The 17,359-nt window shown below is 40.4% G+C and carries 14 protein-coding genes; all 14 read left to right on the top strand.

Translation table 11 applies throughout. The features are described 5' to 3' along the window. Positions 1-197 precede the first annotated feature (197 nt). The 14 genes from uppS to tilS all read left to right on the top strand — a co-directional run bounded on the left by uppS (position 198) and on the right by tilS (position 17,337). A complete protein-coding gene (gene uppS / locus LW139_RS16830; RefSeq protein ID WP_208105101.1) occupies positions 198-899 on the top strand; it encodes a polyprenyl diphosphate synthase in 702 nt (233 codons plus the stop codon). A gap of 1 nt (position 900) precedes the next feature. Then, on the top strand, positions 901-1,764 hold the full coding sequence (cdsA, locus tag LW139_RS16825) for a phosphatidate cytidylyltransferase (RefSeq protein ID WP_166539363.1): 864 nt from the start codon (positions 901-903) through the stop codon (positions 1,762-1,764). Positions 1,765-1,773: 9 nt separating this feature from the next. Beyond that, positions 1,774-3,126, top strand: coding sequence for a sigma E protease regulator RseP (gene rseP / locus LW139_RS16820; RefSeq protein WP_109409061.1), 1,353 nt, complete (start codon positions 1,774-1,776; stop codon positions 3,124-3,126). Positions 3,127-3,165: 39 nt separating this feature from the next. Continuing rightward, positions 3,166-5,559: an outer membrane protein assembly factor BamA gene (gene bamA, locus LW139_RS16815; RefSeq protein ID WP_166539362.1), complete on the top strand. Its 2,394-nt coding sequence runs from the start codon at positions 3,166-3,168 to the stop codon at positions 5,557-5,559. Between the two features lie 92 nt (positions 5,560-5,651). After that, positions 5,652-6,149, top strand: coding sequence for an OmpH family outer membrane protein (locus tag LW139_RS16810; RefSeq protein ID WP_036934019.1), 498 nt, complete (start codon positions 5,652-5,654; stop codon positions 6,147-6,149). Positions 6,150-6,152: 3 nt separating this feature from the next. Then, positions 6,153-7,181 carry a UDP-3-O-(3-hydroxymyristoyl)glucosamine N-acyltransferase gene (gene lpxD / locus LW139_RS16805; RefSeq protein ID WP_227336009.1) on the top strand — a complete coding sequence of 343 codons (1,029 nt, stop codon included), beginning with the start codon at positions 6,153-6,155 and terminating at the stop codon, positions 7,179-7,181. 124 nt (positions 7,182-7,305) lie between these two features. Then, positions 7,306-7,758, top strand: a complete 453-nt coding sequence (fabZ, locus tag LW139_RS16800) for a 3-hydroxyacyl-ACP dehydratase FabZ (protein WP_006535887.1) — start codon at positions 7,306-7,308, stop codon at positions 7,756-7,758. Between the two features lie 3 nt (positions 7,759-7,761). Further along, complete coding sequence (lpxA, locus tag LW139_RS16795; RefSeq protein ID WP_109409058.1) at positions 7,762-8,565, top strand: acyl-ACP--UDP-N-acetylglucosamine O-acyltransferase; 804 nt, start codon at positions 7,762-7,764, stop codon at positions 8,563-8,565. A 7-nt stretch (positions 8,566-8,572) separates the two neighbouring features. Continuing rightward, on the top strand, positions 8,573-9,745 hold the full coding sequence (gene lpxB / locus LW139_RS16790) for a lipid-A-disaccharide synthase (RefSeq protein ID WP_247850279.1): 1,173 nt from the start codon (positions 8,573-8,575) through the stop codon (positions 9,743-9,745). Continuing rightward, positions 9,745-10,335, top strand: a complete 591-nt coding sequence (gene rnhB / locus LW139_RS16785) for a ribonuclease HII (RefSeq protein ID WP_006535883.1) — start codon at positions 9,745-9,747, stop codon at positions 10,333-10,335. Before lpxB ends, rnhB begins: the two co-directional genes overlap by 1 nt. A gap of 21 nt (positions 10,336-10,356) precedes the next feature. Beyond that, positions 10,357-13,839: a DNA polymerase III subunit alpha gene (gene dnaE, locus LW139_RS16780; RefSeq protein ID WP_166539359.1), complete on the top strand. Its 3,483-nt coding sequence runs from the start codon at positions 10,357-10,359 to the stop codon at positions 13,837-13,839. Positions 13,840-13,851: 12 nt separating this feature from the next. After that, the gene (gene accA / locus LW139_RS16775; protein ID WP_166539358.1) at positions 13,852-14,811 is read left to right on the top strand and encodes an acetyl-CoA carboxylase carboxyl transferase subunit alpha; all 960 of its coding nucleotides are present in this window, start codon (positions 13,852-13,854) and stop codon (positions 14,809-14,811) included. 240 nt (positions 14,812-15,051) lie between these two features. Then, positions 15,052-15,795, top strand: coding sequence for an SDR family NAD(P)-dependent oxidoreductase (locus tag LW139_RS16770; RefSeq protein WP_247851234.1), 744 nt, complete (start codon positions 15,052-15,054; stop codon positions 15,793-15,795). Positions 15,796-16,008: 213 nt separating this feature from the next. Next, a complete protein-coding gene (tilS, locus tag LW139_RS16765) occupies positions 16,009-17,337 on the top strand; it encodes a tRNA lysidine(34) synthetase TilS (protein ID WP_210813411.1) in 1,329 nt (442 codons plus the stop codon). The last annotated feature ends 22 nt before the right edge of the window (positions 17,338-17,359 follow it).

The raw sequence follows: 17,359 nt of genomic DNA, 5'->3' as shown, positions 1-17,359 counted from the left end.
AACAGTTCATTACTAAAGCTACTGCTTTAGCAACTTTGAGGCTTTGCCAAAGGCCGTGGGTGACACGGTTTTTTTTTGTGCATGGGTTATCCGAAGAGGACTGTCTGTATCAGTATCAGATTAGCAAAGGGTTAAATTGAGTGAACTTATCCAGTGACGATTCATCCGCATCAAAACCAAAGCATGTTGCTATCATTATGGATGGCAATGGACGCTGGGCTAAAAAGCAAGGGAAACTCCGAGTAACGGGGCATCGCGCGGGAATTAAAGCAGTTCGGGATGCGGTTAGCTTTTCCGTAAAACACAAAATTGAATCACTGACGTTATACGCATTTAGTAGCGAAAACTGGAATAGGCCTGAGCAAGAAGTCAGTTCTCTCATGGAATTATTTGTCTTCGCCTTAGACAACGAAGTGAAAAGCCTACATAAACACAATGTTAAACTTACGGTTATCGGCGATATCAGTCGTTTTAGCCGTCGTCTACAAGACAGAATTAAAAATTCTGTTGCACTAACTGCGAATAATACAGGACTTAATTTAAATATTGCTGCTAATTACGGTGGACGATGGGATATTACTCAAAGCGTAAAACAATTAGCGACCTCTCTCTCAAAAGGAGAAATTAATCTCGAAGATATTAATGAAAATGCCATATCTTCACATCTTTGCTTGCATAATCAACCTTGTGTCGATCTTGTGATCCGTACAGGTGGTGAGCATCGCATAAGTAATTTTCTTATTTGGCAGATAGCTTATGCTGAGCTTTATTTTACACAGGTTTTATGGCCTGATTTTGATGAACAAGTTTTTCAGAATGCACTAGATGCTTTTGCTAAACGGGAAAGACGTTTCGGTGGTACTACATCAGAAACAGATACTATAAATCTGGGAGGATAACTTGCTTAAGTATCGTGTCATCACCGCATTAATTTTAATCCCTATTGTTATTGCAGCACTATTTCTACTGCCTCCGGCAGGTTTTGGGTTAGTGATTATTGCAATATCAGGCTTAGCAGGTTGGGAGTGGGCGCAATTTATTGGCTGGCATTCTCAAGGTAAACGTATTGCAACAGGGATGGGTTTTGCTGCATTGTTGTTAATTATGCAGTTATCTTTACCCAATTATGACCACCTACTCGACACTCCAATGATAAAAAATGGTTTGTGGGCTGGTTTAATTTGGTGGGTAGCCGCAATTTTATTAGTTGTAAGTTATCCTAATTCAGCCAATATGTGGAAAAATTCAGTTTTTATTAAGCTATTGTTCGGTATATTGACGATTGTTCCTTTTTATTGTGGCATGATGGCATTACGCATGTTGGGGTATAGCACTGATACTTACACAGGCGCATGGTGGTTATTGTATGTCATGATATTAGTTTGGGCTGCTGACTCTGGTGCTTATGCATTTGGACGCTTAATGGGGAAACATAAAATGGCCCCTAAAGTGTCGCCAGGTAAAACCCTTGAAGGGTTGGTTGGTGGATTGATTACTGCTGGTGTGGCTTCGTGGTTATTTACCCATTTTGCACCCGTAATTGAAGTTCCCAATAATTTATTATTAATATCAGGTGTTGTTGTCATTGTATCGGTATTTGGTGATCTGGCTGAAAGCATGTTTAAACGTGTTTCAGGCATAAAAGATAGTAGCCAATTAATACCTGGGCATGGTGGTGTGCTTGATAGAATTGATAGTTTGACTGCAGCTATCCCAGTTTTTGCAGGATTGGTCTTCCTGATTTCTTCTGGCTTTAAACTATAAAGGTAAGTAATGGGTATCCTGTGGAATCTTGCCGCATTTATTATCGTTTTAGGTATTTTGATTACGGTACATGAGTTTGGGCATTTTTGGGTAGCTAGGCGTTGTGGGATCTATGTTGAGCGTTTTTCTATAGGTTTCGGAAAAGCTATTTGGCGAAAGGTAGATAAACACGGCACTGAATTTGTTATCGCATGGATACCTTTGGGTGGCTATGTAAAAATGTTAGATGAACGTGTTGGTGAGGTTCCTCCTGAGCGACGTCATCTAGCTTTTAATAATAAAACGGTAGGGCAGCGAGCTGCCGTTGTTGCTGCAGGACCTATTGCTAACTTTTTGTTAGCAATCGTCGCCTATTGGATTGTTTTTATGATAGGTGTTCCTGCATTAAAACCTGTAATTGCAGACATTCGTCCGAATTCTATCGCAGAACAAGCAAAATTAACGCCTGGAATGGAACTAAAATCCGTTGCAGGTATCGAAACGCCTGATCAGAACTCAGTTCGTTTAGCATTAGTCAGTAAAATTGGTGCCAAAGAGGTTTCATTCGTTGTATCAGATCCAAATTCTCTCTCAGAGAGTGAGAATATACTGAATTTACAGCAATGGAATTTTGATCCTGAGAAACAAGATCCCATCTTATCTTTAGGGATTATGCCTGTTGGCGCGAGATTGGACTCGAAAATTGTTGAAGTAACGGTGGGTTCTGCTGCTGAAAAAGCAGGTTTACAGGCAGGGGATCGTATCGTTACAGTTGATGGTCAGCCAATTGATACATGGCATCCATTTACTTATTTTGTTCGACAAAGCCCAAATAAAACATTGGCGCTTCTTGTTGAACGCAATGGCTCGTCATTGGAATTAATGATTACACCGACAGCTATTGCACTGAAAGACGGCACTGAAGTAGGGCAAGTTGGTGCGCAATTACAAGTATTACCTCCTGATGAGCAATACTTGATAATGCAACAATACAACCCATTTTCAGCACTGTATGAAGCTTCTGATAAAACATGGCAGTTGATGGGTTTAACTGTCAAAATGATTGGCAAGTTAGTGGTTGGTGACGTCAAACTAACTAACCTTAGTGGACCTGTTTCTATCGCGAAAGGCGCAGGAATGTCTGCTGATTCTGGGTTTGTTTATTATTTGATGTTTATGGCGCTTATTAGTGTCAATTTGGGGATCATTAACTTGTTTCCCCTGCCTGTCTTAGATGGCGGGCACCTGCTTTTCCTGGTTATCGAAAAGATAAAGGGAGGGCCGGTATCTGAGCGTGTACAAGATTTCTGTTATCGTATTGGTATTATGGCACTGATGCTTTTAATGGGACTTGCACTTTTCAATGATTTCTCTCGCTTATAATTGGTAAGCAGGGACCGGTTAGGAAAACACAAAACAACGATGGCGATGAAAAAGTTGCTTATAGCGTCGCTGCTGCTGGGCAGCGCCACTGCATACGGTTCAGACGGATTCGTAGTTCAGGACATTCAATTTGAAGGTCTTCAACGCGTCGCCGTTGGTGCAGCATTACTGAACATGCCTGTCCGGGTTGGAGACTCGGTTAGCAATGATGATATCAGTCGAACAATCCGTTCGTTATTTGCGACAGGAAACTTTGATGATGTCCGTGTTCTACGTGACGGAAGTACATTAATTGTTCAAGTAAAAGAGCGTCCAACAATTGCCAGCATTACTTTCTCTGGTAACAAAGCAATCAAAGAAGATATGCTAAAACAGAATCTTGAGGCTTCTAATATTCGTATCGGCGAAACGCTCGACCGTACAATGTTAGCGAACATCGAAAAAGGGCTTGAAGATTTCTATTATAGTGTTGGTAAATATAATGCAACTGTAAAAGTGGTTGTTACACCTCTTCCTCGTAACCGTGTTGATTTAAAACTCGTGTTTGCAGAAGGTGTATCAGCAACAATTCAGCAAATCAACATTGTTGGTAATAAAGCGTTTTCTACCGCTGAGCTCGTTAACCGCTTCCAATTACGTGACGATGTGCCTTGGTGGAACTTAGCTGCGGATGAAAAATATCAGAAACAAAAACTAGCTGGTGACTTAGAAACATTAAGAAGTTTCTATCTCGATCGTGGTTACGCTCGTTTTGATATTGAATCAACTAATGTCAGCTTAACGCCAGACAAAAAAGGAATTTACATTACCATTAACCTGAAAGAAGGTGATAAATACACGGTAGAAAATACCGAAATCAATGGTAATACGGCAGGCTATACCAAAGATATTGAAGAGCTTATCCAAATTGCTCCAGGCTCTCTTTATAATGGCGCACAAGTGACTAAAACAGAAAATGATATTAAAAATCTGTTAGGTCGTTATGGATATGCCTATCCTCGTGTTATGACTAACCCTGAAATTAATGATGAAAATAAAACGGTTAAACTGCATGTAAACGTAGATGCAGGAAACCGTTTCTATGTTCGCCAAGTACGTTTCGCAGGTAATGACATCACGAAAGACTCTGTTTTACGCCGTGAAATGCGTCAAATGGAAGGTGCATGGTTAGGTAGCGATTTAGTTGAACAAGGTAAAGAGCGTTTAAATCGTTTAGGGTATTTCGAAACGGTTGAAACAGAAACGCAACGTATTCCGGGTTCACCTGATCAGGTTGATATTGTTTATCGTGTAAAAGAGCGTAACACAGGTTCTCTTAACTTTGGTGTCGGTTTCGGTACTGAAAGTGGTGTGAGCTTCCAAGTGGGGGTTACTCAAGATAACTGGTTAGGTACAGGTAACGCAGTCGCGATTAATGCGAGTAAAAATGATTACTCAACTTACGCAGAATTGTCTGTTACTGACCCATACTTTACCGTTAATGGTGTGAGTTTAGGTGGTCGAGTTTTCTATAATGACTTCCGTGCAAATGATGCTGATTTATCAGGTTATACCAATAAATCTTATGGTGTAGATGGTACGTTAGGCTTCCCAATTAATGAATATAACTCAGCCCGTCTTGGCTTAGGCTATACTCATAATGGTCTGTCACGTATGGAACCTCAGGTTGCTATGTGGCGTTATCTTGAAAGTATGGGTGAAAACCCAGGCTTTGATAAGCGTGAATCCTTTAATGCTGACGACTATACTGTCAGCCTGGGTTGGACCTTTAATAACTTAAACCGTGGTTTCTTCCCAACTTCGGGTGTGAGAAGTAACTTAAGTGGGCGTGTGACTGTACCTGGCTCCGACAACAAGTACTATAAAGTAACTTGGGACGGTATGGCTTATTACCCAATTAATGAAAAAGAATCTTGGGTAACCCTGTTTAAAGGCCGTTTAGGCTACGGTGATGGGTTAGGTGGTAAAGAATTACCATTCTATGAAAACTTCTATGCCGGTGGTTCTGGTACAGTTCGTGGTTTCCGTTCAAATAACATTGGTCCTAAAGCGATTTATCTTGATGCAAATGGCAAGCCAAAACCAGGTGAACCATCAAGCGATGCAATCGGTGGTAATGCTATGGCCGTGGCAAGCTTTGAGCTGATCACACCAACGCCATTCGTAGATGATAAATATTCATCTTCAGTTAGAACGTCGGTGTTTGTTGATGCGGGTACAGTGTGGGATACCAATTGGAGTAGTACAAACTCTGCTTGGACCGCAGGTATGCCTGATTATAGCCGTGCAAGTGATATACGTGTTTCAACGGGTGTTGCGTTACAATGGTTATCACCGTTAGGTCCGTTAGTATTCTCTTATGCTAAACCAATAAAAGATTACGAAGGCGATAAATCAGAGCAATTCCAGTTTAATATTGGTAGAACGTGGTAGCGATGTAAGTAAGGTTGATGCCTGATTCACTTTGTTGAAAAAGGCATCCGATTTCTGACAAAAAATTATTTTTGGTTTTAAGGAGTTTAATCGTGAAAAAATTGTTATGTGCCGCTGCCCTAGGAATGGCATTGACCATGTCAGCAGGTGTTCAAGCCGCAGATAAAGTAGGTGTTGTGAACATCGGTCAAGTTCTCCAACAAATTCCTAACCGTGATGCGGTAGAGAAACAATTGGAAAATGAATTCAAATCACGTGATACTGAATTGCAAAACTTAGGTAAAGCATTACAGACTGCTGTTGAAAAATATCAAAAAGATGCACCAACCATGAATGCAACACAACGTGCAAATACAGAGAAAGATCTGGTTGCTAAACGTGAAGCATATGCACAAAAAGCACAAGCTTTTGAGCAAGACTTTAGCCGTCGTCAAGCTGAAGAACGTAACAAAATCATGAAACGTGTATTAGACGCTGTTGACGCAGTAGCGAAGAAAGAAGGTTATGATGTAATTTTAGATGCTAACACTGTACCTTATTTCGCAGACGGTAAAGATATTACTGCTCAGGTTCAAAAACAGGTTAAATAATAGATGTTTTCAATTCGATTAGCTGATCTTGCTCAGCAATTGAATGCACAGTTACACGGCGATGGTGATATCACTATCGCCGGTCTTGCTTCAATGAGCCTAGCAAATAGCGAACAAATTACATTTCTTTCTGATAGTCGTTATCGTGAGAAATTGACTGAATGCAAAGCAGCTGCCGTTGTATTAACAGAAGCTGATCTTCCATTCTGCCCAGTTGCCGCACTTGTGGTAAAAAATCCGTATCTTGCCTATGCTCAAATGGCGCAGATTATGGATACAACCCCACAACCAGCACAAAATATTCACCCAAGCGCTGTGATTTCTCCTGATGCTAAATTAGGAAAGAATGTGTCAGTGGGTGCAAATGCCGTTATCGAGTCAGACGTTATCCTTGGTGATAATGTTGTGATCGGTGCAGGTTGTTTTGTTGGTAAAAAAGCGCATATCGGCGATAATAGCCGTTTATGGGCAAATGTATCTATTTATCATGAAGTTATTATTGGTAAAGATTGCTTAGTTCAATCAGGAACAGTTATTGGCTCTGATGGTTTTGGTTATGCTAATGAACGTGGTAATTGGATCAAAATTCCACAATTAGGTTCTGTTGTTATTGGCGATCGTGTAGAAATCGGTGCATGTACAACAATTGACCGAGGCGCATTAGATAACACAGTTATCGGTAATGGTGTTATCATTGATAACCAGTGCCAAATCGCACATAACGTCATTATTGGTGACAACACCGCTGTTGCGGGAGGCGTCATCATGGCGGGCAGCCTAAAAATAGGCCGTTACTGTATGATTGGTGGAGCAAGTGTTATCAATGGTCACATGGAAATCTGTGATAAAGTAACGGTAACAGGAATGGGTATGGTAATGCGTCCTATCACTGAGCCGGGAGTTTATTCTTCAGGTATCCCGCTACAACCGAACAAAGCATGGCGTAAAACCGCAGCACTTGTGTTGCGAATTGATGAAATGCAAAAAAGACTTAAGTCGCTTGAACGTCAAGTAGAAAGTAGCGACAAGTAACAAAGTACGTCATCGACGGTTGTTACCTATTTTGCGACCTGCGGGTTAACTCACTTTTTTGAGTCACAGCAGGTCGTGTTATTATTAATTAGACGCAGTTTTATTAGACAGGAAGAGTATTGCAATGAGTGAGAATCATACTCTGCAAATCGAAGAAATTTTAGATTTACTTCCACACCGTTACCCATTCTTATTGGTTGATCGTGTCCTTGATTTTGAAGAAAAGAAATTTCTAAGAGCAGTAAAAAATGTATCTTTTAATGAGCCTTTCTTTCAAGGTCACTTCCCAGGAAAACCTATTTTCCCAGGTGTATTGATCCTAGAAGCCATGGCACAAGCAACGGGTATTTTAGCATTCAAAAGTGTAGGAAAGCTGGAACCTGGTGAGCTCTACTATTTTGCTGCTATTGATGGTGCTCGCTTTAAACGTCCTGTCTTACCAGGGGATCAAATGATCCTAGAGGTAGAATTCATTAAAGAACGCCGTGGTGTTGCTCGCTTTAAAGGCGTCGCTAAAGTTGATGGGGAAATTGCCTGCGAAGCTGAAATGATGTGTGCTCGCCGCCGTGAGGTCTAGCCTATGATAGATAAATCCGCAGTCATTCACCCTTCCTCAATTATTGAAGAGGGTGCGGTAATTGGTGCTAATGTTCGCATTGGCCCTTTTTGCGTTATTGGTGCAAACGTTGAAATTGGTGAAGGTACTGATATCAAATCTCACGTTGTTATCAATGGGCATACGCGTATTGGTCGAGAAAATCAGATTTATCAATTTGCTTCTATTGGTGAAGCTAATCAGGATCTGAAATATCGTGGTGAACCAACACAAGTTATTATTGGTGATCGTAACCTTATTCGTGAAAGTGTGACTATTCATCGTGGAACAACCCAAGGTGGCAATATCACAAAAATTGGCAATGACAACTTACTGATGATTAATACGCATGTTGCACATGATTGTATTATTGGTGACCGCTGTATTATTGCTAATAACGGAACACTTGGTGGTCACGTCACTTTAGGTGATTTTGTGATTATCGGTGGTATGAGTGCGGTTCATCAGTTTTGCCAAATTGGCTCTCACGTTATGGTGGGCGGATGTTCAGGTGTGGCACAAGATGTTCCTCCTTTTGTTATTGCACAAGGAAACCACGCAACCCCTTATGGGCTGAATATTGAAGGATTAAAACGCCGAGGTTTTGCTAAAGAAGATCTTCATGCAATTCGCAATGCTTATAAGGTTCTTTATCGTAATGGTAAAACTCTGGAAGAAGCACGTGAAGAGATTGGACAACTGGTTACTGATAATAATAATCCGTATGTTAAGTTGTTCAGTGATTTTCTGGAAAACTCAGCAAAATCTAACCGTGGCATCATTCGCTAATTAGGATATGACCTTGTCAGGCCAATTATCTACTGTTCAGCGTCCGTTAGTTATCGGCTTAGTCGCTGGTGAAACGTCCGGTGATATCTTGGGCGCGGGATTAATCCGCGCTCTAAAACAAATGCATCCCAATGTCCGTTTTGTCGGTGTTGCAGGGCCTCTTATGCAAGCTGAAGGCTGTGAAGCTTGGTATGAGATGGAAGAGCTTGCCGTCATGGGGATCGTTGAAGTTCTTGAACGTTTGCCTAGATTATTAAAGATCAGAAAAAATCTCACTCAACGATTTTCAGCATTAAAGCCGGATGTCTTTGTGGGAATTGACGCGCCTGATTTTAATATCACACTTGAAGGTCGTTTAAAGCAAAAAGGGATCAAAACTATTCACTATGTCAGTCCATCTGTGTGGGCTTGGCGTCAAAAACGTGTTTTCAAAATTGGTAAAGCGACAGATCTCGTCTTAGCTTTTCTGCCTTTTGAAAAAGCGTTTTATGATAAATATCAGGTTCCTTGCCGTTTTATTGGCCATACAATGGCGGATGCAATCGCTTTAAATCCAGATAAAAAAGCAGCTCGTAAACATCTTGGTATACCTGAAAATGTCTCTTGTTTAGCTCTCCTTCCTGGTAGTCGTCATGCAGAAGTTGAGATGTTGAGCGCTGATTTTATAAAAACAGCACAGTTACTAAAACAACAAATACCAACACTTCATATTGTTGTGCCTCTGGTGAATACTAAACGACGTATTCAATTTGAGCAGATCCACCAAGATATCGCTCCTGAACTCGACATTCAGTTACTTGATGGGCAAGCAAGAGAAGCAATGACAGCCAGTGATGCGACGTTGTTAGCGTCAGGTACAGCAGCATTAGAATGTATGCTGACAAAATGCCCGATGGTTGTTGGCTATCGCATGAAACCATTTACTTTTTGGTTAGCAAAAAAGTTAGTGAAAACACCTTATGTTTCATTACCCAATTTATTAGCTGGTAGAGAAATAATTAAAGAGTTATTACAAGAAGAGTGTGAGCCAAGAGCGTTGGCAGAACAACTTTTACCTCTTTTAACGGATGAAGAAAAAGTACATCAATTAAAAGAAGTATTTTCACAACTTCATAGTGCTATTCGTTGTAATGCGGATGAGCAAGCAGCAAATGCAGTATTAGAATTGGCAGAGAAATAATGGAATTTGTATATCCAAAAGCAAATCTTATTGCTGGAGTTGATGAAGTCGGCCGGGGACCTCTGGTTGGTGCTGTAGTGACGGCCGCTGTTATTCTTGATCCGGCAAACCCGATTGAAGGATTAACAGACTCTAAAAAACTAACAGAAAAAAAACGTAATGCCTTGTATGACGAAATAAAAGAAAAAGCATTATGTTGGGCAATTGGTCGTGCAGAGCCTGAGGAAATAGATGAGTTAAATATTCTTTGGGCAACGATGAAAGCAATGGAACGTGCGGTTGCAGGATTATCTATTACACCTGATATGGTTTTGATTGACGGTAATCGCTGCCCTAAATTACCTATGGCTTCTCAAGCTGTTATAAAAGGTGATAGCTTAGTTCAAGAAATTAGCGCAGCGTCTATTCTTGCTAAAGTCACTCGTGATAGAGAAATGGAAGAGTTAGATAAGCTTTACCCTGATTATGGTTTTGCTAAACATAAAGGGTATCCAACAGTTTTCCATATGGAAAAACTGGCCTTATTAGGGGCAACCCCTTATCATCGAAAAAGTTTTGCGCCTGTAAAACGAGCATTAAATTTAAAGTAATCCACAGAGTAATTAAATATTATGGCAGATCCTCGTTTTATCCATCTTAGGGTACACAGCGATTATTCAATGATCGATGGATTGGCAAAAACAGGGCCTCTTGTGAAGAAAGTGGCTTCGCTGGGAATGCCTGCTTTTGCGATTACTGATTTCACTAACTTATGTGGGTTAGTGAAATTTTATGGTGCCGCACATAGTGCAGGCATTAAACCTATCATTGGTGCCGATGTTTACCTCGAAACAGAATTATTAGGTGATGAATATGCACACCTCACTATTCTTGCCCGTAATAATGTAGGTTATCAAAATCTTACCTTACTGATTTCAGAAGCTTACAAACATGGGTATGGTGCTGCAGGGCCGATTATTAAACAAGAGTGGCTAACAACCTATAAAGAAGGACTCTTGTTGCTTTCGGGTGGAAGAATGGGCGATGTAGGCAAGTTCTTGCTTCGTGGAAATCGTGCCTTAGTTGATCAATGTCTTGAGTATTATCAAACTCACTTTCCTGATAGTTATTATTTAGAACTTATCCGAACTGGTCGCCCTGACGAAGAAAGCTATTTGCATGAAGCTGTAGCTCTCGCTTCTGAAAAAGGTTTACCCGTTATTGCAACGAATGACGTCTGTTTTCTTGATAGTGATGATTTTGACGCACATGAAATTCGCGTTGCAATCCATGATGGGTTTACACTCTCAGATCCCAAGCGTCCAAAAAATTATAGCCCTCAGCAATATATGCGCACAGAAGAAGAGATGTGTGAATTATTTGCTGATATACCTGAAGCATTAGAAAACAGCGTTGAAATCGCCAAACGTTGTAATGTTACCATTCGTTTAGGGGAATACTTTCTTCCTCAATTCCCAACAGGGGATATGAGTACTGAAGATTTTCTCGTTAAAAAATCTCAAGAAGGTTTGGAAGAGCGTTTGGCTTTTCTGTTTCCAGATCCCGAAGAACGAAAAAAAAGACGTCCTGAATACGATGAACGTCTTGATATAGAGCTAAAAGTAATCAACCAGATGGGATTCCCTGGTTACTTCCTTATCGTGATGGAGTTCATTCAGTGGTCTAAAGATAACGGTGTTCCTGTAGGGCCGGGACGAGGTTCGGGGGCTGGATCATTAGTTGCTTACTCACTCAAAATTACTGACCTTGATCCTCTGGAATTTGATTTACTTTTCGAACGTTTTCTTAACCCTGAACGTGTTTCAATGCCTGACTTTGACGTTGATTTCTGTATGGAAAAACGCGATAGGGTAATTGATCACGTTGCAGATATGTATGGTCGTGATGCGGTATCTCAGATCATTACATTTGGTACGATGGCGGCAAAAGCGGTTATCCGAGATGTTGGACGTGTTTTAGGACATCCTTACGGTTTTGTAGATAGAATTTCGAAGCTTGTACCGCCTGATCCTGGAATGACGCTAGAAAAAGCATTTGCAGCAGAACCTCAGTTACCTGAAATTTATGAAGCTGATGAAGAGGTTAAATCTCTTATTGATATGGCTCGTAAATTAGAAGGGGTGACACGTAATGCCGGAAAACATGCGGGTGGTGTAGTTATATCACCAACAAAAATTACCGATTTTGCGCCGCTTTATTGTGACGCAGAAGGAAATAACCCAGTTACACAATTTGATAAGAATGACGTTGAATATGCAGGTCTTGTTAAATTCGACTTCTTGGGATTAAGAACACTCACTATCATTAACTGGGCATTAGAAATGATTAATGCCCGCCGTGAAAAAAAATCACTGGAACCTATTGATATCTCTGCGATCCCATTAACAGATCAGCGTAGTTTCGATATGCTGCAACGTTCTGAAACGACCGCGGTATTCCAGTTAGAATCACGTGGTATGAAAGATCTTATCAAGCGTCTACGTCCTGACTGCTTTGAGGATATGATTGCGTTAGTGGCCTTATTTCGCCCAGGTCCATTGCAATCAGGTATGGTGGATAACTTTATTGACCGTAAACACGGCGTTGAAGAGATCTCTTATCCAGATGTTAAATGGCAACACGAGAGCTTGCAGCCTGTTTTAGAACCTACCTATGGCGTTATCTTATATCAAGAACAGGTTATGCAAATTGCGCAGGTTCTTGCTGGATATACGCTGGGTGGCGCGGATATGTTACGACGCGCAATGGGTAAGAAAAAACCTGAAGAGATGGCAAAGCAGCGCTCTGTATTTGAAGAAGGGGCTATCAAAAACGGTGTAGATGGCGAACTTGCCATGCGGATCTTTGACTTGGTGGAGAAATTTGCCGGTTATGGATTTAATAAATCGCACTCAGCTGCTTATGCTTTAGTTTCTTATCAAACGTTATGGCTAAAAGCCCACTATCCTGCTGAATTTATGGCTGCTGTAATGACGGCTGATATGGACAACACAGAAAAAGTGGTGGGATTAGTTGATGAATGTTGGAGAATGGGATTAAAAGTTCTTCCTCCTGATATTAATAGTGGTTTATATCATTTTCACGTAAATGATGAAGGTGAAATCGTTTACGGTATTGGTGCGATTAAAGGAGTGGGTGAAGGTCCAATTGAGGCAATCGTAGAAGCGCGTCAGCAAGGCGGCCACTTTAAAGATATTTTTGATCTCTGTGCTAGAACAGAAACGAAAAAATTGAATCGCCGAGTGATGGAAAAACTGATAATGTCAGGCGCATTCGATAAGCTAGGGCCTCATCGTGCCGCATTGATGTCTTCATTAGAAGATGCATTAAAAGCTGCTGATCAACATGCCAAAGCTGAAGCAATAGGGCAATCAGATATGTTTGGCGTGTTAGCAGAAGCTCCTGAACAAGTCGAGCGTTCTTATGCCAATATACCTAAATGGCCAGAACAAGTTGTTTTAGAAGGTGAGCGAGAGACATTAGGTTTATATTTAACAGGTCATCCGATCACACGTTATTTAAAAGAAATTGAACGATATGCAGCAGGAACGCGTCTAAAAGATTTAGTACCAACGCCACGCGGTCAAATGGTGAAAGTCGCGGGCTTAGTGCTCGCTTCTAAAGTATTTACGACAAAACGAGGAAATCGAATTGGCATATGTACCTTAGATGATCGTTCAGGTCGCTTAGAAATTATGTTATTTTCTGATGCATTGGACAAATACCAACATTTATTAGAACAAGACAAGATTTTAATTGCTACTGGGCAGGTCAGCTTTGATGATTTCAATGGTGGGCTTAAAATGACAGTCCGCGAACTTATGGATATCAACGAAGCCCGTGAAAAATATGCACGAGGACTTGCTATCTCATTATCAGACAGGCAAATTAATGAGCAATTATTAAATCGTCTTCGCGGCGTTTTAGAACCTTATCGTTCAGGCACGATACCGGTTCATCTTTATTTTGAAAAGCATGATGCCTGCGCACGTTTACGATTTGGTGCGTCTTGGCGTGTAACGCCAACTGATATGCTTTTAACAGATCTGCGAACTCTGCTGGGTAATGAGCAGGTAGAATTAGAATTTGACTAAAATAGGAATGTTATGAGTCTTAATTTTCTGGATTTTGAACAGCCAATTGCCGAGTTAGAAGCGAAAATTGATTCGCTAACCGCAGTTAGCCAACATGATGAAAAAATTGATATTAATATCGATGAAGAAGTTTCACGCTTAAGAGAAAAAAGCCTAGAGCTAACGCGTAAGATTTTTTCTGATCTTGGTGCATGGCAAGTTGCACAACTTGCACGTCATCCATTAAGACCTTACACACTGGATTATATTCATCGTATCTTTACTGATTTCCAAGAATTAGCAGGCGATCGTGCTTATGCTGATGATAAAGCGATTGTGGGTGGTATTGCGCGTTTAGATGGCCGTCCTGTTATGGTTATTGGCCATCAAAAAGGGCGTGAAACAAAAGAGAAAATCCGCCGTAACTTCGGTATGCCAGCACCGGAAGGTTATCGCAAAGCGCTTCGTTTAATGGAAATGGCACAACGTTTTAATCTTCCTATTATCACCTTTATCGATACTCCAGGTGCTTATCCAGGCGTTGGTGCAGAAGAACGTGGTCAATCAGAAGCGATCGCACGTAACTTACGTGAAATGTCACGTTTTGGCGTGCCAATCATCAGCACTGTCATTGGTGAAGGTGGTTCTGGTGGTGCATTAGCTATTGGTGTGGGTGACAAAGTGAATATGTTGCAATACAGCACCTATTCTGTTATTTCACCAGAAGGTTGTGCTTCTATCCTTTGGAAAAGTGCAGACAAAGCACCATTAGCGGCAGAGGCAATGGGAATTACTGCAAACCGCTTAAAAGAGCTTAAGCTGATCGATAACGTTATTTCTGAGCCTTTAGGTGGCGCTCATCGTCACTATGACGAAATAGCAGCTTCATTAAAAGCACAAATCCAATCTGATTTAAAAGAATTAGATGCATTTGATTCAGAAGAGCTGACTAATCGCCGTTACCAACGTTTAATGGAATACGGTTATTGCTGATCTCGTGATATTTGAATAAATTCTAATAAGCCTCATGTTGATTACATGGGGCTTTTTTATTGGTCCATTTTAAACTATCTCTATCGAAACAATTAGAATTTGTGATATTAACTATAATATATTATATATCAATGTGTTAACTCGATCTCAAAACTAATATTAATTCACTTTTTTACTAAAAGAATAATAAGTCATATCTATCATTTTATAGGGCATTAAATCTTTAATGAGGATAAAGTGATGATATCGTTTAGTGGCAAAGTGGGAATTATTACAGGTGGTAATAGCGGTATTGGTTTAGCCTCTGCGGAAAAATTTTTATCCTTGGGTGCATCTGTGGTTATTACAGGTAGTAATTTAGCACGAGGACAAAAAGCAGAAAAATATCTAAAAGTGAAAGGATTTGTCGGTGAATTCGTGCAAATGGATGTGACGAGCGAGAAAGAAAATAAACAACTTGTTGATTATGTTGTAAATAAGTATGGGCGAATAGATTTTGTGTTTGCTAATGCGGGGGTTTTAACAGATAACATTGCTGATAAATTAGAGTATGAAAAGTGGAAGGGTGTTTTAGATGTTAATCTAAATGGACTCTTTTTGATTAATCGAGCAGCAATTCAATATTGGCTAAAAAACAAAATATCAGGTGCAATTGTTAATTGTAGTTCAATTTGTTCTTTTGTTGGGCAACATGAATTTCCTGCCTATTGTGCATCAAAAGGTGGGGTTAAATTACTGACACAAACACTTGCTATTGATTACGCAAACAAAGGTATTCGTATTAATGCGGTTTGCCCAGGTTATATTGATACACCTTTGCTGGATGGTCGCGAATTAGATAAACAAAAGTTAGCGGCATTGCATCCTATTGGACGTCTCGGTACACCAGAGGAAGTGGCTAATGTTGTCGCATTTTTGGCCAGCGATGCGGCTTCATTTGTGACTGGGGCTTCTTATTTGGTTGATGGCGGTTTTACTGCTTAATGGTGTTTTTAATAAAAAGCAGAATAACGATTATTCTGCTTTTTACTTCTTTAATTTCTTTATAACCTCGTATTTATCTTATTTCTAATTTTTCTTGTTGTTTGTGTAATAGAGCTACACCTTGTTTTATTTATAGGATTACTTTGTACTCGTGCAAAACCAGCGAGAAAAGCTTAACATAATCACCTGAATTCACTGATAAATGATAAAGCGATGAAACAGGAATATGACTCACTTCTTAAAGAAATCAAACTGCGCATTGATCCTCACATTAAAATTTTGGTGGGCTTTAGTGGCGGAGTAGATTCCACCGTTTTATTGCAAGGGCTTGTACGTTTACGTGATGAATACCAATTACCTTTAGAATTAACGGCTATCTATATTCATCATGGATTAAACATCAAAGCAGATGACTGGCTTGCTCATTGTGAACAATGCTGTCAGCAATGGCATGTCGATTTTATCAGTGAAAAAGTGAATGTAGATCCTAAAGAAGGCGGTCTTGAAAATGGTGCAAGAGAGGCGCGTTACCAAGCCTTTCGTCGATATTTACAGCCACAACAAGTGTTAGTGACTGCTCAACATCAAGATGATCAAGCCGAAACTTTTTTACTGGCTTTAAAGCGAGGTAGTGGCCCATCAGGGCTTTCTTCAATGCCAGTAAAAATGGTATTTGAAAATAGCTACTTACTTCGGCCATTACTCAATATTACGCGTGAGCAAATCGAATCTTATGCTACTGAACAAGGGCTAGATTGGATAGAAGACGATAGTAATCAAGATGACCGTTATGATCGTAATTTTTTACGTTTACGAGTTATGCCATTATTAACGCAGCGATGGCCTCATTTTTCGCAATCGGTGACTCGCAGTGCGGCACTGTGTGGTGAGCAAGAAGCCCTATTGGATGAGCTTTTGGAGCCAGAACTTAATGCTTTAATGGATAGCGAGCACAGTTTAGACATCAAGCAACTTGCTCTTTGTAGTGTGATAAAGCGTAATGCATTATTAAGGCGTTGGTTTGCTCAACATAATAAAACAATGCCTTCAAGACAACAAATTTTACGATTATGGCAGGAAGTTGCTTTAGCCAAAGCCGATGCAGAGCCTAAGTTACAATTTTATCAAGATGAAGTGAGACGTTATAAACAACGCCTTTATCTTGTACCAATAATTGATGATCCTGTTAATAAAATTATTGAATGGCCACTTACTCAATCACTGTCTTTACCTAGTGGATTAGGGGTTTTATCACTAACAACTGCAACAGGCAAAAATACCGTTAGAGCGCCTTCAAAGGATGAAAAAGTTACCGTTCGTTTTGGTTTGACACAAACATCTTTGCGTATTGTTGGACGAGAACATGCTCGGCATAGTAAAAAGATTTGGCAAGAGCTTGACGTTGCACCTTGGCGTAGGACACGAATTCCTTTGATTTATTATAATGACACGTTAATTGCTGCTCTTAATACATTTGTGACTTTTGAGGGAAAAGCAACATCAGAATATGCGATTACTATTGAGTGGCGAGAGGCTCATTAACGAACAACCGCCGGTTGGCGGC

Origin of the sequence: Proteus vulgaris (assembly GCF_023100685.1) — a bacterium.
In the GTDB taxonomy this organism is placed as follows: domain Bacteria; phylum Pseudomonadota; class Gammaproteobacteria; order Enterobacterales; family Enterobacteriaceae; genus Proteus.
The sequence above is the reverse complement of the archived record's forward strand: the minus strand, read 5'-3'. Positions and strand labels throughout refer to the sequence as shown.